Annotated in this window: 19 protein-coding genes; 6 read left to right on the top strand and 13 right to left on the bottom strand. The window is 60.0% G+C overall.

Annotated elements, in window-relative coordinates; all coding sequences use genetic code 11:
* The 9 genes from ACM110_RS01525 to ACM110_RS01485 form a co-directional block, all read right to left on the bottom strand.
* The gene (locus tag ACM110_RS01525) at nt 1-1,149 is read right to left on the bottom strand and encodes an efflux RND transporter periplasmic adaptor subunit (protein ID WP_416126268.1); all 1,149 of its coding nucleotides are present in this window, start codon (nt 1,147-1,149) and stop codon (nt 1-3) included.
* Between the two features lie 207 nt (nt 1,150-1,356).
* Nucleotides 1,357-2,454: a DUF1513 domain-containing protein gene (locus tag ACM110_RS01520; protein ID WP_416126267.1), complete on the bottom strand. Its 1,098-nt coding sequence runs from the start codon at nt 2,452-2,454 to the stop codon at nt 1,357-1,359.
* Between the two features lie 14 nt (nt 2,455-2,468).
* Nucleotides 2,469-3,533, bottom strand: a complete 1,065-nt coding sequence (locus ACM110_RS01515) for an imelysin family protein (protein ID WP_338582733.1) — start codon at nt 3,531-3,533, stop codon at nt 2,469-2,471.
* A 27-nt stretch (nt 3,534-3,560) separates the two neighbouring features.
* Nucleotides 3,561-4,988, bottom strand: a complete 1,428-nt coding sequence (locus tag ACM110_RS01510; protein WP_416126266.1) for a di-heme oxidoredictase family protein — start codon at nt 4,986-4,988, stop codon at nt 3,561-3,563.
* A gap of 249 nt (nt 4,989-5,237) precedes the next feature.
* The gene (locus ACM110_RS01505; protein WP_416126265.1) at nt 5,238-6,593 is read right to left on the bottom strand and encodes an imelysin family protein; all 1,356 of its coding nucleotides are present in this window, start codon (nt 6,591-6,593) and stop codon (nt 5,238-5,240) included.
* Nucleotides 6,594-6,831: 238 nt separating this feature from the next.
* Nucleotides 6,832-8,883, bottom strand: coding sequence for a putative bifunctional diguanylate cyclase/phosphodiesterase (locus ACM110_RS01500; protein WP_416126264.1), 2,052 nt, complete (start codon nt 8,881-8,883; stop codon nt 6,832-6,834).
* Nucleotides 8,884-9,294: 411 nt separating this feature from the next.
* Nucleotides 9,295-9,891, bottom strand: coding sequence for a superoxide dismutase (locus ACM110_RS01495; protein ID WP_008022038.1), 597 nt, complete (start codon nt 9,889-9,891; stop codon nt 9,295-9,297).
* Between the two features lie 176 nt (nt 9,892-10,067).
* Complete coding sequence (locus ACM110_RS01490; protein WP_338582724.1) at nt 10,068-10,670, bottom strand: LysE/ArgO family amino acid transporter; 603 nt, start codon at nt 10,668-10,670, stop codon at nt 10,068-10,070.
* Nucleotides 10,671-10,676: 6 nt separating this feature from the next.
* On the bottom strand, nt 10,677-11,078 hold the full coding sequence (locus tag ACM110_RS01485) for an ACT domain-containing protein (RefSeq protein ID WP_416126263.1): 402 nt from the start codon (nt 11,076-11,078) through the stop codon (nt 10,677-10,679).
* A 96-nt stretch (nt 11,079-11,174) separates the two neighbouring features.
* Here ACM110_RS01485 and ACM110_RS01480 point away from each other — a divergent pair, with 96 nt between their 5' ends.
* The 4 genes from ACM110_RS01480 to ACM110_RS01465 all read left to right on the top strand — a co-directional run bounded on the left by ACM110_RS01480 (nt 11,175) and on the right by ACM110_RS01465 (nt 15,014).
* Complete coding sequence (locus ACM110_RS01480; protein ID WP_416126262.1) at nt 11,175-12,068, top strand: LysR family transcriptional regulator ArgP; 894 nt, start codon at nt 11,175-11,177, stop codon at nt 12,066-12,068.
* Between the two features lie 68 nt (nt 12,069-12,136).
* Nucleotides 12,137-13,135: an NAD-dependent epimerase/dehydratase family protein gene (locus ACM110_RS01475; protein ID WP_416126261.1), complete on the top strand. Its 999-nt coding sequence runs from the start codon at nt 12,137-12,139 to the stop codon at nt 13,133-13,135.
* Nucleotides 13,136-13,226: 91 nt separating this feature from the next.
* A complete protein-coding gene (locus ACM110_RS01470) occupies nt 13,227-14,138 on the top strand; it encodes an ATPase (RefSeq protein ID WP_416126260.1) in 912 nt (303 codons plus the stop codon).
* Between the two features lie 27 nt (nt 14,139-14,165).
* Nucleotides 14,166-15,014: a cache domain-containing protein gene (locus tag ACM110_RS01465; protein WP_416126259.1), complete on the top strand. Its 849-nt coding sequence runs from the start codon at nt 14,166-14,168 to the stop codon at nt 15,012-15,014.
* 134 nt (nt 15,015-15,148) lie between these two features.
* Here the strand turns inward: ACM110_RS01465 and ACM110_RS01460 are convergent, their stop codons facing one another.
* Nucleotides 15,149-16,666 (bottom strand): MDR family MFS transporter, encoded by a 1,518-nt coding sequence (locus tag ACM110_RS01460; protein ID WP_416126258.1) that lies wholly within the window; start codon nt 16,664-16,666, stop codon nt 15,149-15,151.
* Nucleotides 16,667-16,745: 79 nt separating this feature from the next.
* Nucleotides 16,746-17,930, bottom strand: coding sequence for a 4-hydroxybenzoate 3-monooxygenase (gene pobA, locus ACM110_RS01455; RefSeq protein ID WP_416126408.1), 1,185 nt, complete (start codon nt 17,928-17,930; stop codon nt 16,746-16,748).
* A 190-nt stretch (nt 17,931-18,120) separates the two neighbouring features.
* Between pobA and ACM110_RS01450 the strand changes: the two genes are divergently transcribed.
* Nucleotides 18,121-19,017 carry a helix-turn-helix domain-containing protein gene (locus ACM110_RS01450; protein WP_338582713.1) on the top strand — a complete coding sequence of 299 codons (897 nt, stop codon included), beginning with the start codon at nt 18,121-18,123 and terminating at the stop codon, nt 19,015-19,017.
* 8 nt (nt 19,018-19,025) lie between these two features.
* On the opposite strand, the gene ACM110_RS01445 is transcribed toward ACM110_RS01450, so the two are convergent.
* Both ACM110_RS01445 and ACM110_RS01440 read right to left on the bottom strand, forming a co-directional pair.
* Nucleotides 19,026-19,202, bottom strand: coding sequence for a hypothetical protein (locus tag ACM110_RS01445; RefSeq protein ID WP_162837843.1), 177 nt, complete (start codon nt 19,200-19,202; stop codon nt 19,026-19,028).
* A 170-nt stretch (nt 19,203-19,372) separates the two neighbouring features.
* Nucleotides 19,373-20,278, bottom strand: a complete 906-nt coding sequence (locus tag ACM110_RS01440; RefSeq protein ID WP_416126257.1) for a LysR family transcriptional regulator — start codon at nt 20,276-20,278, stop codon at nt 19,373-19,375.
* Between the two features lie 216 nt (nt 20,279-20,494).
* On the opposite strand from ACM110_RS01440, the gene ACM110_RS01435 reads away from it, so the two are divergent.
* Nucleotides 20,495-21,373, top strand: a complete 879-nt coding sequence (locus ACM110_RS01435) for an MBL fold metallo-hydrolase (RefSeq protein WP_416126256.1) — start codon at nt 20,495-20,497, stop codon at nt 21,371-21,373.
* The last annotated feature ends 21 nt before the right edge of the window (nt 21,374-21,394 follow it).

The following is a 21,394-nucleotide window of genomic DNA, read 5'->3' as shown; positions in this document are numbered from 1 at the left end:
TCAGTCAGCGCGAGGCTGACTGTTCTTTTCGGCCAGGGTCTTGTCGTCGCTGATGGCGATATGCGCACCGTTGTCCAGTTTGATCTGGCCGGCCGTGACAACCGTTTCACCGTTCTGCACGCCTTTGGTGACCATCACCATCCCGTCGCGGCGCTCGCCGGTTTCGACAAAGCGCCGTTCAGCGATAAGGACCGGCTGGCCTTTGTCGTCCTTTTCCACACTGCCGTCTTCGGCTTTTTTCTGGGTGGCGACATAGACCGAATTGCCGTAAAGCGTGTACGTGATCGCGCTTTCCGGTACGACGATGCGCGGCTGCGGGTCGGGCAACATGACCTGCAGGCTGGCGAACATCCCCGGCAGCAGCTTGCCGTCAGGGTTGGCCAGGGTCGCGCGGACCTGCACGTTGCGGGTGCTGTTTTCGACTTTCGGGTTGATGGCGCTGATGGTGCCGGGGAATTCCTCGGTCGGATAAGCCGCGACAATGAGCTGCACCGGTTGGCCGACAGCGATCTTCGGCACCGATTGCTCGGGCACGAAAAAGTCGACGTAGAGGCTGCTGAGGTCCTGCAGGGTGGCGATCATGGTGCCGGTGGCGACGTAGTCGCCGACATCTACCTGACGAATGCCGATAGTGCCGCTGAACGGAGCGAGAATGCTTTTTTTGCCGAGTGCAGCCCTGAGCTGATTGACCGTGGCCTTGCTCTTTTTCAGGACTGCCGAGAGTCGGTCGAATTCACCTTTGGAAATGGCCTGGCTGCCGACCAGTTGGCTGCCGCGGGAGTAATCCACCTGCGCCAGGCCGAGGTCGGCCTGTGCGGTTTCCAGCAGGGCGCTTTCCACGGCGCTGTCCAGCCGCACGATCGGCTGGCCAGCCTTGACCTTCTGCCCTGACTCGAACTGTACATCGATGACAGTCCCGTCGGTTTCAAGGCTCAGGTCCACCCCTTGCAATGCCTTGAGCGTGCCGACCGTGGGCAGGCGGGCTTGCCATGGCCGTTCGGTCGCCGTGGCCACAGCGACGCTGATCGGAGGTTTCGGCGCGGAGAAGCCTTGAATCATCGTGTAGATGGAGAAGGCTTTGTAACCGGCCAGGACCAGCACGATCAACAGAACAACACCCAACATGATCAGCATGCGGCGACGCAGCATATTTCCAGTTCCTTGGAGAAAATCAGGTGAGACAGTGGGGCACATTACCGCGACTGGGAAGGGTAATCCAACTGCCAGTTTTTACAGGCACGCTCTGCCCTTGTAGGAGCCGAGCTTGCTCGCGATAGCGGTGTGTCAGTCAGCATGATGCTGCATGTGCGGCCGTCATCGCGAGCAAGCTCGGCTCCTACAAAGAGCGGGGTGTTTTCAGATGAGGTGAAGATGGTTGTCCCAGAGCCCTGCCGGCAGCTCCAGCGGTTTTGCAACCAGATCTGTCTGGCGGCAATCGTAGTAGCGGCAGCGACCCTGGCCCGAGGTCACGACAAACCCGTCGGCCACCGCGCCAACGCCAGCGCAATCGGGAAGCGGCGCATCCAGGCGCACTTCGCCGCTGTCCAGGTCCCAGATGAAAAAGCGGTTGCCCCGTGGCGCGGTCAAGGCCACCAGCCGCAAATCACTGTGTACAGCGACGCTCGCGGTGTAGTGCCCCATGGCCTGCAATTGATGCTCGGGCACCGGGAACGCCACGAACGGCTGGCCGGGACGCTTGATCGCCAGCAGTTCCGATTTTTCGTGCGAAGCGCCCATGAATTGCTGGCCGGCGACGATGGTGCCGTCGCTGGCAATGCCCAGATGACGCACGCTGTTCATTTGCTGGGGTAGCGTTTCCTTGCTCAACAAAGTGCCATCGCGCTGCATCAGGACCAGGCTTGGCTCCATTGCGTCGAGGTTCATCTCGACCCGGCTTTCGGCTTCGGTGCGGATGCCGCCGTTGGCCACCACCAGGGTTTCGCCATCGGGCATCCACGACACTTGATGCGGGCCGATGCCGTGGGTGGAAATCTCGCCGCTGTGCACCAGTCGCTCACCTTCGAACTTGTACACACCGAGCAGACCGCGACCCGGATCGCGGGTGTCGTTTTCGGTGGCGTACAGCCAGTCGCCGCTGTGATGAATCACCGCGTGACCGTAGAAGTGCCGGTTCGGCTGCGACGTCACGGTTTGCAGCAGCGTGCCGTCACGCAGGTCGATCAGGTAGCTCTCGGTGCCGGGGCGCCGGGCGACAAACAGCGCGATCGGCAGCGACGGGTGATTGATGATGTCGTGGCAGCGCTGGCCGACCTGGGTGGCAAACACCCGGGTGCCGTCCAGCCGATATCCGACGGCGTAATGCTTGCCATCAGTATCGTCCCGCGCCGAAAGCAGCAGCGGGCTGGCGTCCTTCTGCCTGAACAGCTTCCAGCCGCCCAGTGTCACTGCTCCCAGCAGCAAACTCCCTAAAGTCAGAGCCTGACGTCGCAGCATGGCACTCGCCCTCATCAGTCACCGTCGTTGGCGTTGAAGCCCAGTTGGATGCCCAGCGCCTTGGCCAGTTCGCCTTCGTGCAGGCGGTGGACGACGTTGAGGCTGTCGTAGATATCGTTCAGTTGCTGGCGACCGGCGTCGTCATTGAGCATTTCGGTCAGCGAGCGCTGGTTGCTGGCGAACAGTTTCAACGAGGCGGCATAGGCTGCGTCGATCTTGTCGGCCAACGGCTTTTGCTCGCTCGGCAACAGGCCGCGAATGCCTTTGTTGTCGACACCTTCCCACACGGTTTTGGCCGCGGCGAGACTCGCTTCCATCCCGGCCAGGGACGACTGGCTGCGCCATGCGTCGGCCTGGAACGGTTGCGGGACGCCCTTGGTCTGGCGGCCCATCGGTGTGCCGAGTTTTTTCTTCAGGCTGTCGAGGGCGGTGACTTGCACGCGCAGCAGGTCGGCGATCGCTTCGTGGGAGTCGGCGTAACGCTGGTTCGGGAATTTGCTCATTTGCGCGAGCATCCCGTCGGTGTTGTTCCAGCTTTTCAGAATCTCTTCGGCCAGTTGCTTCTGACGTTCACCAATGGCGACCAGCAGCGGGCAGTACTTGGCCTTTTGCTCGGCGTTGGCCACGTCAGGCTTGCTGTCGAACAGGATGTATTCGTAGGCCGACAGACCCTGGACCACAACGCTGGACTTGGCCAGCGCGGCAGCGTCGATCTGCGGCTGCGCGGTGACCAGTTGTTCGACCTGGCGGCCGACGAGGTTTTTCTTGTCCGGCCAGAATTGCACTTGCCACGCTCGGTTGCCCTCGGCCAGCGGCCCGATCAGCAACGGTTGCAGCTCGGCCCAGGCTTTCTGCGCGTGCAGGAAGTCGGCACGGGCGGTGTCCAGGGTCTCCTTGCCTTCGCAATAGGCGAGGGCGCTGACGGCCAGTTGGCGGTCGGCTTCAACCCAGCGGGTGTAGGTTGGCAGGATCACCGATTTGGCGATCGCTGCCGAAGTGACCGCTTGTGGGTCCTGTGGCGAACAGGCGCCCAAGGCTAGCGCGGCAAGGCTGGTGAACAACAATTTGGGACGGAACATGTCGGGCTCCCGCGAGTGGAATGCGTATTAAAGGGAATTCAGAAACGCCAGCAACGCAGCGCGCTGCTCGGCATTGAAAGTCAAAACCTGTTGCTGCGCCGCTTGCGCTTCGCCGCCATGCCAGAGCACGGCTTCGAGCAGATTGCGGGCACGGCCGTCGTGCAGGAACTGGGTGTGGCCACTGACCGCTTCGGTCAAACCGATGCCCCACAACGGCGGAGTGCGCCAGTCGCGGCCACCGGCCTTGAATTCAGTGCGGTTGTCGGCCAGTCCATCGCCCATGTCATGCAGTAGCAGATCGCTGTACGGGCGAATCTCTTGATTGGCCAGCTCAGGTTCGGCGGCGTTGGCGGCGGTGGTGTACTTCGGTGTGTGACAGGACTGGCAACCGGCCTGATAAAACAGATTTTTGCCGGCCAGAACTTCGGGCGTGCCGGCATCGCGACGCGCCGGTACGGCGAGGTTGCGGGTGTAGAACAGCACCAGACGCAAAATGTTGTCGCTGACTTCCGGCTCGCCATCGGGGCCGTTGCCACTCGGTGCCTGTTTGCAGGCGGTTTGTGCGTCGGTGCAGTCATCAAAGGGTCTCAGCCTGGTGGTGAGGCCCATGTCACCCGAAAACGCGTGAACGTTTTGTTGGTTGAGGTTCGGTTGCCCGGCCTTCCAGCCAAATCGTCCCACAACAGTCTTTTGCTGAGCATCGTCCCAGACCCGGTTCGGGCGTCCGACGATGCCGTTGTTGTCTTTTGCCTGCGCTTCGGCGTTGGCCAGGATCGCCTCTTCCGGAATGGCTTCCAGCAAACCCAGGCCGATCATCGGAGGTGCTACCCGTGCAGAGAAACGCGTGTCGGGATGCATCGGGCCGTAGCCCAATTGGGTCATGTTCAAACTCGGTTTGCGCAGTTCGACTTCGGTGCCGTCCTTGAAGTGCATCTTTACCGGCGTGTATTCGACCCGCACTTTGCCTTCCGGGACAACACCGGGCACGGCCATGTCCTGGAACTGCCCGCCGTACACAGGCTCCGGCACGACACCCTGCTGCTCGATGATCTTCGCATAGAGCGGATCATCGGGAATCGACAGGCGCACCAGCATCGATACCGCATTCGAGTCATTGGGCTCGGGCGGATGGCCGCGGCCGTCCTTGATGTGGCAACCCTGGCACGCGTTGGTGTTGAGCAATGGGCCGAGGCCGTCACGGGCGGTGGTGGTCGACGGGGCGATCACCCAGGGATTGCGGAAGAAGCTGTTGCCGACGCTGAAGTCCACACGCCGCGAGGGTGGCAGGTTGGCCGAGGGCAACGAAAACGCGTTCTGATCAGTCTTGCGCACGGTTGTACTTCCCCCGGAGCGGGCTTCTCCGGGTTCTGCCTTGGTAAAACGCGGGGCGTCATCGCAGGCACTCAGGCCCAGGGCCAGAAACAGTGCGGACAAGCGAAGAGGCAGCGAGGGCATCAGACATCCTGCAAGACGAGCAAAATAAAGGCGCAAAGTCTAACAGGGCAGGGGGTTTTGAATAAGAGGAATTATCGTTTGCTTTATTTGTAGGAGCCGAGCTTGCTCGCGATGGCGGCGGGTCAGGCAGCATCGATGTTGAATGTGCTACCGCTATCGCGAGCAAGCTCAGCTCCTACAGGGCGGATGTATTGTGGCAGTTATAAAAAAGGCGACCCGAAGGTCGCCTTATTAGTCAGCCAGCGTTGATCAGAACTCGTGATCAGCGTTGTCCGGGTTCAGGTCAGCGATGCCCAGTTTGCCAGCGGCGGCTTCGATCGAACCGGTCTGCTTGACCAGCGAAGCGATAGCGTCACGGACGATCTGGTTGCCAGCGGTGTTGCCGGCAGCGATCAGCTGGTCGTAGTGCTCACCCTTGTTGGCGTGATCGACGATGACCTGCATCTTGGCTTCGGTAGCCGCCAGGTCGGCTTTCAGTGCGGTATCGGCAGCCGGGTCAACCTTGGCCACCAGGGACGACAGGCTGGCGCCGGTCATTTTGGTGCCGTCGACGCGGGTGTATTCGCCCAGGTACACGTTACGAACGCCTTTGGCATCGTAGAACTGCGAGTTGTGGGTGTTGTCGCTGAAGCAGTCGTGTTCGTCTTCCGGGGAGTTGGCTTCCAGGGAAACCTTCATGCGCTCGCCCGCCAGTTCGCCCAGGGACAGGCTGCCCATGCCGAACAGCATTTTGCGCAGGCCGCTTTCAGCAGGTTCCGCTTCCAGGGTGGCGCGGTAGTTGTCGGCCACGTTCGGCTTCCAGTTACCGACCATTTCTTCCAGGTCGCTGACCAGCAGCTGGGTCACGGATTTCAGGTAAGCGCGACGACGATCGTTGTGACCGCCGGTGGCGCCTTTGCCTTCCAGGTAGTCCGAAGCCGGACGGTTGCCGGCGCCAGGGCCGGTGCCGTTCAGATCCTGGCCCCAGAGCAGGAATTCGATGGCGTGGTAGCCAGTGGCGACGTTGGCCTCGGAACCGCCCAGCTCGTTCAGGCTGGCGAGTTTTTCCGGGGTGATGTCCTTCACGTCGACCTTGTCTTCGCCGACCTGGATTTCAGTGTTGGCGATGATGTTGGCGGTGGCGCCCGGGTTACCCAGTGCGTGCTCGTAGGATTTGTCGACGTAGTCGATCAGGCCTTCGTCCAGTGGCCAGGCGTTCACCTGACCTTCCCAATCATCGATGATGGTGTTGCCGAAGCGGAATACTTCACTCTGCAGGTAAGGAACGCGAGCAGCGATCCAGGCAGCCTTGGCGGCTTTCAGGGTGTCGGCGTTCGGCTTGGCGAGGAAGGCGTCGATGGCGGTTTGCAGGGTTTTCGCGGTGGATTCGGCATCGCTGTAAACAGCGAAAACGATGTCGGCGTAATGCGCGACAACGGCTTTGGCGGCAGCTTCGTCGACTTTACCGGCAGCGGCAGGTGCGACGGCTGGAGCAGCCGGGGCAGCAGCGGTGCTGGCAGCCGGCGCAGGAGCGGCAGCTTTTTCTTTGTCTTTGCCTTCACCGCAGCCGGCGAGGGAAATAGCGATGGCCAACAGACTGGCGGTAGCCAGAGGCATACGAATCATGGCGAACATCCTGCTTCGAGAGGGGGTGGTATAACGCGTCCAGCGCGCAAAACTGCCACATAATGCAAATCTTTCGCATTATGTGTAAAGGGTGTGCTTGGAAATATTTCTTATTCACGAAAGACGGTTGTTGGATTAGAAGATCGCAGCCTCGTTTCACTCGACAGCTCCTACACAGCTCCTACAGAGACGCACGGACCCTGTAGGAGCTGTCGAGTGAAACGAGGCTGCGATCTTTCTACAAAATAGCCGCGTTACTGCGCTGGGCTTGCTTCAGATAGGCACCCAATTCCCGGGCCGGCAGCGGTTTGCTGTAGTGATAACCCTGACCTTCGTGGCAGCCTTCGGAAATGATGTAGGCCTCCTGCTCGGCGGTTTCCACGCCTTCGGCGATCACCTGCATGCCCAGGCTCTTGCCCAACTGGATGATGGCTCGAACGATCGTCGCGTCGTCGTCGTCATCGAGCAGGTCTTGTACGAAGCTCTTGTCGATCTTGATCTTGTCCAGCGGCAGGCTTTTCAGATAGCTCAGGGATGAGTAGCCCGTACCGAAGTCGTCGATCGCGATCAGGGCGCCGGAGCGCCGCAGGCTGAGCAAATGCTGGGCGGCGGTGCTGATGTCTTCCATCAGGCCGGTCTCGGTGACTTCCAGTTCCAGGCTGCGCGGTGGCAGGCGATACATTTGCAGCAGGTTGTTGACCACCCTTGGCAACTCGGCGTGGTGCAACTGCACAGTGGACAGGTTGACCGCCATGCGCAGGTCGCTGAAACCCTGGTCATGCCAGTCGCGCAGTTGCTTGCAAGCCTGATCCAGCACCCACTCGCCAATGGCAATGATGGTGCCGTTCTGCTCGGCCAGCGGGATGAACAGGTCCGGCGGAACCAGCCCGTGTTCCGGGTGTTGCCAGCGAATCAATGCTTCCACGCCAACCACCCGGTGGTCGCGATAGCTGATCTGCGGTTGGTAGACCAGATAGAACTGCTCGCGGGCCAGGGCGTCGCGCAGGTCTTTTTCCAGCTCGCGACGGCGTCGCATCTCGGTGTCGACGCTGGCGATGTAGAACTGATAACGGTTGCGCGAGCGAGTCTTGGCCAGGGTCATGGTCTGCTCGGCTTTTTGCAGCAGCTTCTCGGTACTGTCGCCATCCTCGGGGAACAGGGTGATGCCGATGGTGGCGCGCAGGCGAATTTCCTGATGATCGAGGGCAAACGCCGCTTCCAGGTCATCGAGAATGCTTTGCGCCAGTTCGGCGGCTTCGTAAGGTTGTTCGATATCGGCCTGCACCAGGGCGAACTGGTCGCCGCCGAGGCGGGCGAGGGCGCCGAGGCGTCCGCTGTGTGCCCGCAGGCGATCGGCCAGGGCCAGCAGCAACTGGTCGCCGGTCTGGTAGCTGAATTGTTCGTTGATGCCTTTGAAGTCGTCGAGGCCTACGCACAATACCGCGACCCGTCGTTGCAGCTTTCCAGCGTCTACGAGGATCTTGTCCAGTTGCGTTTGCAACTGCTGGCGGTTCGGCAAACCGGTGAGGAAATCGTACTGGGCCATGCGCAACAGGCTGTTTTCCGCTTCGTGGCGCAAATGAGTGTTGCGCTCGATGGACTCCAGCAACTGGTTGGCGGTGTTGATCCAGATCCCCAGTTCGTTTTTCTCGTGGCCCTTGAGCTGCGGAATCTTGTGTTCGCTGGGTCGGTCCGGATTGATTTCGGTCAGGTGCTCGATGATTCGCGACAGTGGTTTGGTCAGCAGCCAGTGATAGACCAGATACAGCACCAACCCCATCGCCAAGGCACGCAACACCCCGGAAATGAAAATGATCACCGAACTGACGATAAAGCCCTGGCCGTAAGTTGCGGTGTCGAGTGTGATGCTCAAGTCACCGTAATACTCGCTGTAAGGCCCGCGACCGACCAATTGGGTGGTGAAGGTGCGTTCCTTGCCAAGGATCAGGTCGGTCAGCCAGCGACTGCTGGACTGCTGCAGCTCGCGGGATTTTTGCGCGAGCATGGCTTCGTTGGGGTGGCCGATGGAAGCCTGGCGCACGGCGTCGTCCTGAAACAGGCCTTCGATCACCTGCATGCCCATTTCCCGGTCCAGGCTGTAGACGGCCTGGGTCGAAGGGTCGCGGAACATGTCGAGGATGCGTTCGGCATCACCGGCGACGGCCTGGCGTGTTTTATAGGCATCGAAAACGATCTGCGCGCAGCTCAAGACCACGCCGACGATCAATGCCGACAGGAGCACGACCCGGAGCAACTTCACCGACAAGCTGTTCTTGAGTTCCAGCTTCAAAGGGCTATTCCTTGTTCCGTGCGGGTAGCATCAAGTTGCCATGAGTATTGGCAATCCCGTGATGGCAGTCAAAGGGTCAATCATCCATGCGGGATTTTGCCTGCAGCTTGGCCGATATGCAGTTTTTGCGTATTGGTCCGATTAGTACTGTGTCGGTTGTCGAGTCCTTCAACTTGAGGGGGGATGTGGAGATATTTTCCTTTTGATTGATGTTAGACGGCTGTGGCGCGGGGGCAAGGGGGGGAAGGCTGGTTTCATCGTGGGAAATTGGCGTGGTTTTGCGGATGTATGTGATTTGTCTGTAGGAGCAAGGCTTGCCCGCGATGGCGGCCTCCCGGACACCGCATATCCTGAAAATCATCCCCCATAAAAAAACCCGGCATAAGCCGGGTTTTTTGACTGGCATCGAGCTTAAGCGGTGAAGGTTTTGCCTTCGAACTGCTCAGCGACGAATTTCCAGTTGACCAGGTTCCAGAACGCTTCAACGTACTTCGGACGCAGGTTGCGGTAGTCGATGTAGTAAGCGTGTTCCCAGACGTCACAGGTCAGCAGCGGGGTGTCGCCGTTGGTCAGCGGGTTGCCGGCGCCGATGGTGCTGGCCAGGGCCAGGGAACCGTCAGCCTTTTTAACCAGCCAGCCCCAACCGGAACCGAAGGTGCCGATGGAAGTCTTGCTGAACTCTTCCTTGAACTTGTCGAACGAACCGAAGGCTGCGTTGATGGCTTCAGCCAGCGCGCCGGTTGGTTGACCGCCGGCGTTTGGAGCCAGGCAGTTCCAGTAGAAAGTGTGGTTCCAGACCTGAGCGGCGTTGTTGAAGATGCCGCCCGAGGAAGTCTTGACGATTTCTTCCAGGGTCTTGCCTTCGAACTCGGTGCCTGGCACCAGGTTGTTCAGGTTCACGACGTAGGTGTTGTGGTGCTTGTCGTGGTGAAATTCCAGAGTTTCCTTGGAAATGTGCGGCTGCAGAGCATCGTGTGCGTAAGGCAGTGGCGGCAATTCGAAAGCCATGGTGGATCTCCTAATCAGGTCAGGTGCGGTGAGCGCAAGGCCGATCACGGGCGGCCAGACAAGCGCCGGGGAGTTTTATACTCTTTGCGGCGCAGGGTCGGATCATAGCACCGGGGGTGCGGCATAACCACGCAACAACTGTGTGGAATAGAGGTTCCAGAGCCTTTTGGAATAAATCAGCCGGCGCTGATTAACTGGAACGCTACCGCAAACATCATCACGGCCACCAACAGATCAAGAATGCGCCAGGTACTCGGCCGCGCCAGCCATGGCGCCAACCATGCAGCGCCCAACGCCAGGGTGAAAAACCACAGCAATGAAGCACTCGCCGCGCCCACGACATAGGCGCCGGGCTCGGTCTGTTGCGCACCGAGGGAGCCGATCAGCAAGACGGTGTCCAGATAAACGTGCGGGTTGAGCAGCGTCACTGCCAGCGCACTGAGCATCACCGCCCGCAGCGAGCGCACAGTCTGGTTTTCGCCTTGTTGCAGGCTCTGCTTCGAGAAGGCGCGACGCAATGCCTGACTGCCGTACCACAGCAGGAACGCTGCGCCACCCCAACGGGCGATAGCCAGCAGAGTCGGGTTTTGCGCCAATACCGTCGCCAACCCGAATACCCCCGCCGCCACCAGCAACGCGTCGCAGGCTACGCACAGAGCTGCGACCGGCAAGTGATGTTCCCGGCGCAGGCTTTGCGCCAGAACAAAAGCATTTTGAGTGCCGATCGCCATGATCAGGCCGAACGCTACCAACAGGCCGTTCATATAGCTTTGCCACATGATTTTTTACTCCGCGTTGGCTGCCAGATCGCGCAGCGCTTGCATGGCGCGTTCGGCGTCGGCCTGGCCGACGAATAAATGGTCGTGGTAGTAACCGGCGATCACGTTGCAGCTGATACCGGCCTTGCCCAGCGCCGTGGCGAACGCGGCGGTCAGGCCGACGGCTTCGAGGGCCGAGTGCACGTTCAAGGTGATCCAGGCCGCGACGTAGTCGAAGCTGAAACCGGCCTGTTCGGCGTGGGAACGTTCGAGAATGACGGTCAGACCTTCCTGCTCGCGGAAGCTGCCGATGATCTCCAGACCTGACGGCAATTGCCCGTCGCGCAGGGTGCAGAACACGTATTCGCCGGCGTTGAGTTGCGGGCTCATGCTGCGCAGCAGCGTTGCCAATGAAGTTTCGCCAGCCATGTCGGTATTTCCTGTTCAAGAGTTCTTGCTGGTCATTCTCGGGCAGGACGCTGTATAAGAAAAACCAATAGTGCTGATCGCTCATTAGGAAAACTGATGTTCGACTATAAATTGCTTTCCGCCTTGGCCGCGGTGGTCGAGCAGGCCGGTTTTGAACGGGCGGCGCAGGTACTGGGTTTGTCGCAATCGGCGATTTCCCAACGCATCAAGTTGCTCGAAGCCCGCGTCGGCCAACCGGTGCTTGTACGGGCAACGCCGCCGTCTCCTACCGAGATTGGCCGGCGTTTGCTCAACCATGTGCAGCAGGTCCGTTTGCTTGAGCGTGATTTGCAAAGCCTGGTGCCGGCACTGGACGAAGAAGGCCTGCCGGAGCGTTTGCGGATCGCCTTGAATGCCGACAGCCTCGCCACTTGGTGGGCGCAGGCGGTGGGGGAGTTTTGCGCGCAACAACATGTGCTGCTGGATTTGATCGTGGAAGACCAGACGGTCGGCCTCAAGCGCATGCGTGCGGGTGAGGTGGCGGGGTGTCTGTGTGCCAGCGAGCGGCCGGTGGCCGGTGCGCGAAGTGTTTTGCTCGGGGCGATGCGTTATAGAGCCTTGGCCAGTCCGGCCTTCATTGCGCGGCATTTTCCAGAAGGTGTGCGCGCCGATCAGTTGGCCCGAACCCCGGCGTTGGTGTTCGGCCCGGATGATTTCCTACAGCATCGGTATCTTGCGTCCCTCGGCGTCGATGGCGGATTCGAGCACCATTTATGTCCCTCGTCTGAAGGCTTTATCCGTCTGACCGAAGCGGGCCTCGGCTGGGGGCTGGTGCCGGAACTGCAGGTTCGCGAACAACTGGAACGCGGCGTTTTGCTGGAGCTTTTGCCAGATAAGCCGATCGATGTGCCGCTGTACTGGCATCATTGGCGCAATGGCGGTCAGTTGTTGGGGTTGCTGACCGATCAATTGGTGCGGGCATCGAAGCAATGGCTGGTGCCGTTGGACTGACGGACTGCGTCAAGACCCCACGCCCTACGCAATATGCAAAGCGCAAATTGAAATATTCGGAGCACAACATGAAGATTCTGGTCACCGGCGCAAGCGGCTTCATCGGCGGGCGCTTTGCGCGATTCGCCCTGGAGCAGGGCCTGGACGTGCGGGTCAACGGTCGCCGGGCCGAAGGTGTGGAGCATCTGGTTCGGCGTGGCGCCGAGTTCGTTCAGGGCGACTTGAGCGACCCGGAACTTGCCCGGGAACTGTGCTCCGACGTTGAGGCCGTGGTGCACTGCGCCGGCGCCGTCGGTTTGTGGGGGCGCTACCAGGACTTTCATCAAGGCAACGTGCAGGTCACCGAAAATGTGGTCGAGGCCTGCCTGAAACAGCGGGTGCGGCGTCTGGTGCACTTGTCGTCGCCATCGATCTACTTCGATGGTCGCGATCACCTGGGTTTGACCGAAGAACAGGTGCCCAAGCGCTTCAAGCATCCCTACGCCGCGACCAAATACCTGGCGGAGCAAAAAGTCTTCGGCGCCCAGGAGTTCGGTCTGGAAACCCTGGCCCTGCGCCCGCGTTTCGTCACCGGTGCCGGTGACATGAGCATCTTCCCGCGTCTACTGAAAATGCAGCGCAAGGGACGCCTGGCCATCATCGGCAACGGTCTCAACGTGGCCGATTTCACCAGTGTGCAAAACCTCAATGAAGCGTTGCTCAGCAGTTTGCTGGCCAGCGGCTCGGCGTTGGGCAAGGTGTACAACATCAGCAACGGAGCGCCGGTGCCGTTGTGGGACGTGGTCAATTACGTCATGCGCAAAATGGAAGTCCCACAGGTTACGCGCTACCGTTCCTACGGTTTGGCCTACAGCGTTGCGGCGCTCAACGAAGGCGTGTGCAAGGTGTGGCCGGGCCGCCCTGAACCCACCCTGTCGCGGCTGGGCATGCAGGTGATGAACAAAAATTTCACCCTGGACATCAGCCGCGCCCGGCATTATCTGGATTACGATCCGAAAGTCAGTCTGTGGACGGCCCTCGATGAGTTCTGCGGTTGGTGGAAGGCGCAGGACATCCGCGCACACTGAACCCGGTACGGGGTTGAGGGTCAATCGGTGCGGCAGTCGGGTTTATACTCGCCGCATCCAGCCATTACCGCGTTTCACAAAGGTTGACTCAATGTCCATGCGTAACGATGCCAACGACGACTTCGATGATGTACCGAGCCTGCGTGCAGACATCCTCGACGACGATGATTTTCCGCCGACCACTCGCACCGCGGTGCATACGCGTACACCGCCGGTGACCAAGGTCAAGGCGGCGAGCACCGGTCCGTTATGGGCGCTGGTCGGGGCGCTGTTTTTTGCTTTCGCGGGCCTGGCCTGGTGGAGCTTTCAGCAGATTTCGCTGATGGAACAGCAACTGGTGGCGACCCAGGAAAGTTTCGCGCGCATCAGTGAGGAAGCGGCGGGGCGCTTGCAGGATATTTCCGGCAAGGTTGTCGCCAGCCAGACCAACGTCACCAGCGACAGCGAAGCCTTGAAGATGCAAATCAAGCAGCTGGAAAGCAAGCTGCAGGACCAGGGCAAGCAGCAGCAAGGCGTGGTTGGTCAGACTTCTGACCTGGATAAACGTCTGGCGCAGATGACCGCGCAAACCACCGATCTGGACAAGCGCCTGGCGCAGGTCACTGCCCAGAGCACTGAGCACCAAACGGTGAACACGCAATTGCAGGCCCAGGTCAAAGTCTTGATCGGCGATGTGGCCGCGCTGAAAAGTGCCCCGGCAGACACTGAAAAGTTCGACGCTCAGCTGAAAAGCCTCGGCGCCGACATCACCGCTTTGAAGAAGCAAGGCAACCCGAGCGCCGCCATCGAGCGCTTGGAACAGGACATCGTCGTGCTCAAAAGCGAGCAGGACAATCGCCCGGCGCCTGTCCAGGGCTCGGCCAATACCGCTGAGTTCGACGCTTTCCGCGGCCAGGTCACCCGCAACATCAACACCCTTCAGGCGCAGATCCAGAACTTGCAACAGCAGCTGCTACAGATTCCTGAATATTCGTACATATCCCCAAGCCGTCTACGCTCTTGAAACATCAACAAGAACGAGGGATGCGCAATGGGGTTTCTGCATAAGTTCGCCGTGCTGTGCGTCATGTTTGCGCTGGGCCTGAGCCAGGTGCATGCGGCCGGAACAGAAAAGGACGACAGCAAGGCCGCCATCGCCTTGCTGGAAAAAGCCTTGGCCTACTACCACGACAATGGCGACAAGGCCTTCGCTGCCTTCAGTCGTCAGGGCGAGTTCGTCGACAAGGACCGCTATGTCTTTGTCCTCGACACCAAAGGCGTAATGCTCGCCAGCGGCGGGCCGTCATCGGCATTGATTGGCCGGGACGTTTCGGAAACCCTCGGCCCGGAATTGCAGAAAGCCTTCAAGGATGCCCTGAAAGTGCCGGAGGGCAACGGCATTCAGCAGGCGGAATACCGCTGGCAGAACTGGGCTGACGGCAAGGTCGAGCGCAAGCATGTGTTCTATCAGCGAGTCGGCCAGCGGATTCTCGCCGTCGGTTACTACCTGCCACGGGCATCGGCGGAACAGGCCATGGCCTTGCTGAACAAAGCGGCGACGGACCTGGCCAAGGACGAGAAGGGCACGCTGACGGCGATCAACTCGCTCAAGGGTGGTTATCTGCAGGATGACCTGTATGTGTTTGTCGTCGATCTGGATACCCAGCGCTATATCGCCCACGGCACCAACCTGCGTTTGATCAACACCGATTTCAGCAAGATCAAGGACCCCGAGGGCAAACCGGTGGGTGAGCCGATGCTGGCGTTGATGGCCAAGCAGGATTATGGCGAGTACGAATATCGCTGGAAGAACCCGGTGACCGGCAAGGTCGAGGACAAGCATGCCTACCTGAAGAAGGTTGGGCATTTCCTGGTGGCTGTCGGGTATTACAGCCCTTGAATTTGTTTGACCGTTAAACCGCTATCGCGAGCAAGCTCGTTCCCACACTGGATCTCCAGTGAGTGAAGATTTTGTGTACACCAGAGATCACTGTGGGAGCGAGCTTGCTCGCGATTGAAGGCGACCCGGTCTATCTACCGAACCTTGTCTTCCCGCCCGCGCAACAACATGTTCGGCATCGCAATCGCCGCTGCAAGCCCCAGCAGCGACACCGCCGCACTGACCATCAGCAAATGCCGGAATGTCAGCAGCAGTTCTGCACGCAAAGCATCCTGCGCATCACCCGGTGCAGCGTTCAAACCGTCCAACAGAACATTCCCTGAATGCCCTTCGGCAATCAGCGTCGAGCCGGCCAGGTGCGCGAAGCTGGAATCCTGCAACAACGCCAGCAGCAGCGCCGACATCAACGCCACACCCACCGCGCCGCCCAGCGAGCGGAACAGGTTGGTGGTGCTGGTGGCGACGCCGATATCCCGTTGTTCCACCGAATTCTGCGTGCCCACCAACGAAGTCGGGAACTGCATGCCCGACGATATCCCGCAGAGCAGCATGAACAGGCTGCTGAGCAAAAAGGCTTGGGGCGGGCTGAAGGCCATGCCGAGAATCGCGATCGGCATCAGTGCGGCGCCGGTCAGGATCATCGGTTTGTAGCGGCCGGTCACGGAAGTGCGGCGGCCGGCGAAATAAGCACCAATCGGCAAGCCGATGGCCAGTGGCAGCAAGTGCAGGGCGGCGCTGTCGGCGCCGGCGCCGGTGACACTCTGAAAGCGCAGCGGCATCAGCACGATCAACGAGATCGCCTGGAAACTGGTGAAGAAAATCGTGCACCAGCACAGGATCGCGTTGCGGTTGGCGAACAAGTGCATGGGCAACAACGGCTCCCGCGCCCGCCGCTCATGTACGACGAACAGCCCCAGCACCACCACCGCACAGGCGAGCAACCCCAAGACCTCGGCGCTGCGCCACGAATGGCCCTGGCCGACCTGGGTAATGCCCAGCAACAACGCCGTCAGGCCGATGATCATCAGCAAGGTGCCGAGGTAATCGATGATCGGTTTGCGTTGCGGAATCGGCAGGCCGACCAGTGTGCGATTGGCTACCAGCCACGCGCCCAGGCCCAGCGGCAGGTTAATCAGGAATACCCAGCGCCAGGACAGGTATTCGGTCATGTAGCCGCCAAGCACCGGCCCGGCGACGCTGGCCACCGCATACATACTGCTGAAGTAACCCTGATAGCGACCGCGCTCGCGTGGCGGCACGATGTCGCCGATGATCGCCTGGCTCACCGAGATCATTCCGCCGGCGCCAATGCCCTGGATAATCCGCGCCAGCACCAATTGCTCCATGCTCTGCGCCATGCCGCAGAACAACGATGCCAACGTGAATAAACCCATGCCGAACAGCATCAACTTGCGCCGCCCGTACAGGTCGCCGAGTTTGCCGTAGATTGGCACCGCCACGGTCATCGCCACCATGTAACCGGAAATCACCCAGGCCAGCAGGCTAACGTCCTTGAATTGCGCGGAAATGGCCGGCATCGACACGGCGACGATGGTCTGGTCCAAAGCGCCGAGAAAAATCGCCAGCATCAGCGCGATCAACACGCTGCGGATGGCCGGTTTGGGCGTTTCAGGCTGGTTGAGATTGGTCACGGGAGAACCTGCGGGCAGTGATTGACCCGCACGAGGCAAGGGCGAGCGGGGATGCTCGCCAGTGTAAGTCGGTAGCAGGCTATTCGATAGCCTCATAAGGAAGCCCGACGTAATTTTCTGCAATGGTTTTACGACCCGCCTCGGAGTCGATGAAATATTCCAGCTCCGACTCGGCGATGCGCTGGCTAAAGGCGTCGTGATCCTCGAAACGGTGCAGCATCGAGGTCATCCACCAGGAAAACCGTTCGGCTTTCCACACCCGCCGCAGGCAGATTTCCGAGTACTTCTCCAGCAAGTCGAGGCGATCTTCGCGGTAAACCTTGAGCAGGATGTTGAACAATGTACTGACGTCACTGGCTGCCAGGTTCAGGCCTTTGGCGCCAGTGGGCGGGACGATGTGTGCGGCGTCGCCGACCAGCAACATCCGGCCGTACTGCATCGGTTCGACCACGAAGCTGCGCAGCGGCGCGATGCTTTTTTCGATGGACGGTCCGGTCACCAGATTGTCCGCCAACTTCTGCGGCAGTCGGGTTTTGAGTTCATCCCAGAAGCGTTGATCAGACCAGTCCTCGACTTTTTCATCGGCCGGAACTTGCAGGTAGTAACGGGTGCGCGTCGCCGAGCGCATGCTGCACAGGGCGAAACCGCGTTCGTGGCGCGCGTAGACCAGCTCTTCGTGCACCGGTGGCGTGTCGGCAAGAATCCCCAGCCAGCCAAACGGGTAGACCCGTTCAAATACCTTCAGGCTCTCGGCGGGAATCGATTGCCGCGCCACACCATGGAAACCATCGCAGCCGGCGATGTAGTCGCAATCGAGGCGATAGTGCTCGCCGTCCTTTTCGAACGTCACGAACGCTTCGTCGGTTTTCATGCCGTGGGGAACGACGTTGCTTGCCTCGTAGAGGGTCTGCGCGCCGGCGATCTGACGAGCGGCCATCAGGTCCCGGGTGACCTCGGTCTGGCCGTAGATCATCACGGTTTTGCCCCCGGTGAGGGCTTGCAGGTCGATGTGCACCTGGCGCCCGTCGAGGGCCAGTTCGAAGCCGCCATGAACCAACCCTTCGGCGTCCATGCGCTGACTCACACCGGCCTGGCGCAACAGCTCTACCATGCCTTGTTCAAGCACACCGGCGCGGATGCGCCCGATCACATAATCCGGCGTCTGGCGTTCGAGAATCAGGGTGTCGATGCCGGCGTTGTGCAGCAATTGTCCGAGCAGCAGACCGGAAGGACCGGCGCCGATGATGGCAACTTGGGTTTTCAGCGTTTTCATTGTTTTTATGACTCGCAAGCTCCACGCGACCAGGGTCTGTGGATAATTTTTATGGATCGAGTGCTTGCATTTTTCCCTTGCGGGTCTGTCAATTGAAGGTGAAAACTGAGCCGATACCTGTACATTCTGCCAATCGGTGCGATTATCGCCCGTCATCTATTCCGAGGCCTGGATTGAAGTGATGAACAAGCCTGACCTGCCTTCGATTCCAGTGTTCAAGCTCTACGGTGAAAGCCTGGATTGGCCGACCCCGGACTTGCTGCACTGTGAAACCATCTCCAAACGCAGCCGCGAACATCAATGGGAAATCAAACCTCACCGCCACGCCGATTTATGCCAGTTGCTCTTCGTATTCAAAGGTCAGGCAGAGCTTGAAATCGAAGGCCAGCGTACGCAATTGACTGAACCGGCGATCCAGATCCTGCCACCGCTGTCAGTGCACGGTTTCCGTTTTTCCGAGGATGTCGAAGGATTCGTGGTCACCCTGGCCGCGCCGCTGATCGCCCATCTTCAAGCGCAACTCGGGCATTCGGTGAATGCGCTGGCCCAGGCCGAGAGCTATCCGGCCGGCACTGACGCCGAGTACCTGAACAGCCTGTTCAGTGCGTTGCAGAACGAATACACCAGCCACCAACCGGCGCGGGAAATGCTCATGCATTCGCTGGTGAGCGTGATCATGGTGTGGGTCAGCCGTCAGGTGATCCAGCGACGTTCAGCCACGCAACGACCGCAACGTGCCCGGGAATACCTCAACGGGTTCATTCAGTTGGTGGAAGAGACCTATCGGCAACACGTCAAGGTCGAAGACCTGGCCCATCGGCTGGGGATTTCCGTGTCCCACCTCAATGGCACTTGCCGTGAACTGGCGGGGCAACCGGCGTTGCAGATCATGCACGAGCGTCAATTGCTGGAGGCCAAGCGCTTGCTGACCTACACCAGCATGACCATTTATGAAATGTCCGACGTATTGGGCTTCTCGGATCCGACCAACTTCACGCGCCTGTTCCGGCGCCGGGTGGGAATCTCGCCAAAGGCGTTCCGCGACCGATTGAAGGCCGATCAGGACAACGAGGCCTGACCCCTTCGCTAACGGAGGGCGTTGAGGGTCGCGTTGTGGGGAATGCAACGCTCGAAATTGCAACTGGCGTACTCACGGGGCAGGTTGCGCAACTGCTCCACGCGCCAGGCTGCCGCGCCATACAACCCGAGCGTAACCGCGCAGGTGATGAAAATCGCGAGGTACCTTCTTGTTTTGATGTTCATGGCGTTGACCTCTGAACGAATACCCTTCGGTATTACTTTGAGCATAGGTCAGGGTGGGGGAGTTGTGTAGGAGCTGCCGAAGGCTGCGATCTTTTGATGTTGTTTTTTGTTGCTTCTGAAAAGCAAGATCAAAAGATCGCAGGCTCCGCCAGCTCCTACAAGGGAACGGGTTACAGGCCGATATCCCACTCCGGTTCCTCCGGAAACCTCACCACCAGAAAATCCAGCAAACTGCGCAGCGCCGCCGGCATGTGCTTGCGTGAGGCATACACCGCGTACACGTTCATCTGCCGAGGCTCGGCCGAGGGCAGAAGGCGAACCAGTTCGCCGCTGTGGATGTGCACGCCGGCCTGATAAGTGGGCAGCATCGCCACGCCGGCACCGGCCATCGCTGCGCGCAACAGGGTAGTGGCCTCGTTGGCGCTGATGTTGCCCTGCACCGGCACCGAGACCTGTTCGCCGTCCTGCTCGAAATGCCACAGGCTTTTGCCGAAGTAGGAGTGGGTCAGGCAATTGTGCTGGCTCAGATCCTCGACCCGCTGCGGTGTCGGATGTTCGCGCAGGTAGGCAGGGGAGGCGCAAATCACTGAGCGGCAGACCGTCAGTCGCCGGGCGATCAGGTTCGGGTCCAGGTCATTGCTGGTGCGAATCGCCAGGTCGATTCGCTCATCCACCAGGTTTACCGTGCGGTCGAGCATCTGCATGTCGATGCTGACACCCGGATAGCGTTTGACGTAGGCGGCCATGGCATCGGCCAGTTGTGCCTGGCCGAACGAGGTGCTGACGCTGATCCGCAGCAGCCCGCGCGGAGCATCCTCCGGGACGCTGACGGCGGCTTGCATGTCGCTGGACAAATCGAGCATCTGTCGACAGCGCGGCAGCACTTCGTTGCCGGCGGCGGTCAGGCTCAATTTGCGGGTGGTGCGATGCATCAGACGCGCGCCGACCCAGTCTTCCAGTTCCGCCAGATACCGTGAAACCACTGGCCGCGAAAGCTCCAGATGATCGGCGGCGGCCGACTGGCTGCCGAGGTCGACCACCGTGACGAACACGCGCATTGCTTGTAGACGATCCATGATTTGCCCGATTTCAGAAACAAACTATGTTCAAGCATCGCATTTTTTGTACTGAGTCAGGCAACTAAGCTCTGGTCCACTGTAGGAGCGAGCCTGCTCGCGATGAACGCCCGGGCACTGCATTCAACCGGTAAGTAGGCGTCATCGTTTACGACCATCGCGAGCAGGCTCGCTCCTACAAGGGACCACGACAGCCATTGGATTACGGAGCAACAGATGATCGGTTTCACCACGCTCAAACGCGTTCTACTCGCTGGCGCCGCGCTCGGTTTTGCCGCCCACGCCAGCGCATCGACGCTGACGCTGGATGTCTACAACCCCGGAGAGAAAGCGATTTTCCCGGTGACTTCGGTACTGGTCAGCGGCGAGAAAGAGGCGATCCTGGTGGACGCGCAATTCGGCAAATCCCAGGCCGAACAGGTGGTGGAAAAAATCCGCGCCAGCGGTAAGCAACTGACCACCATCTACATCAGCCACGGTGACCCGGATTACTACTTCGGCCTCGATACCCTGACCGCCGCATTCCCCAAAGCCAAGGTGCTGGCATCGCAGCCGACGGTTGATCACATCAAGCAAACCGTCAATGGCAAACTGGCGTTCTGGGGCCCGAAAATGGGCGCTGACGTACCGGCCAAAACCATCGTGCCGGACGTGCTCAAGGGTGACAGCCTGATCCTCGAAGGGCAGAAGTTGCAGGTGGTCGGCCTGGAGGGCAAACAACCGGATCGCAGCTTCGTGTGGATTCCGTCGATCAAGGCCGTGGTCGGTGGCGTGGTCGTGGCGGAACACATCCATGTGTGGATGGCCGACACGCAAACGGTGCAGTCCCATGCCGATTGGTTGGCTACGCTGCATTCGATCGAAAGTCTGAAACCGACAACTATCGTGCCCGGTCATTACCTCGGCGAGAGCGCCCGTTCGCTGGCCGCTGTGCAGTTCACCGCCGATTACATCCAGGCCTTCGACGAAGAAACCGCCAAGGCCAAAGACTCTGCTGCGCTGATCGCGGCGATGAAAAAACGCTTCCCGACGCTGGGCGAAGAAAGCTCCCTGGAGCTGAGTGCCAAAGTCGCCAAGGGCGAGATGAAGTGGTAACCCGCTGTTCAATCCACTGGA

The sequence above is a fragment of the Pseudomonas sp. NFX98 genome, assembly GCF_047784845.1.
GTDB lineage: Bacteria > Pseudomonadota > Gammaproteobacteria > Pseudomonadales > Pseudomonadaceae > Aquipseudomonas.
The sequence above is the reverse complement of the archived record's forward strand: the minus strand, read 5'-3'. Positions and strand labels throughout refer to the sequence as shown.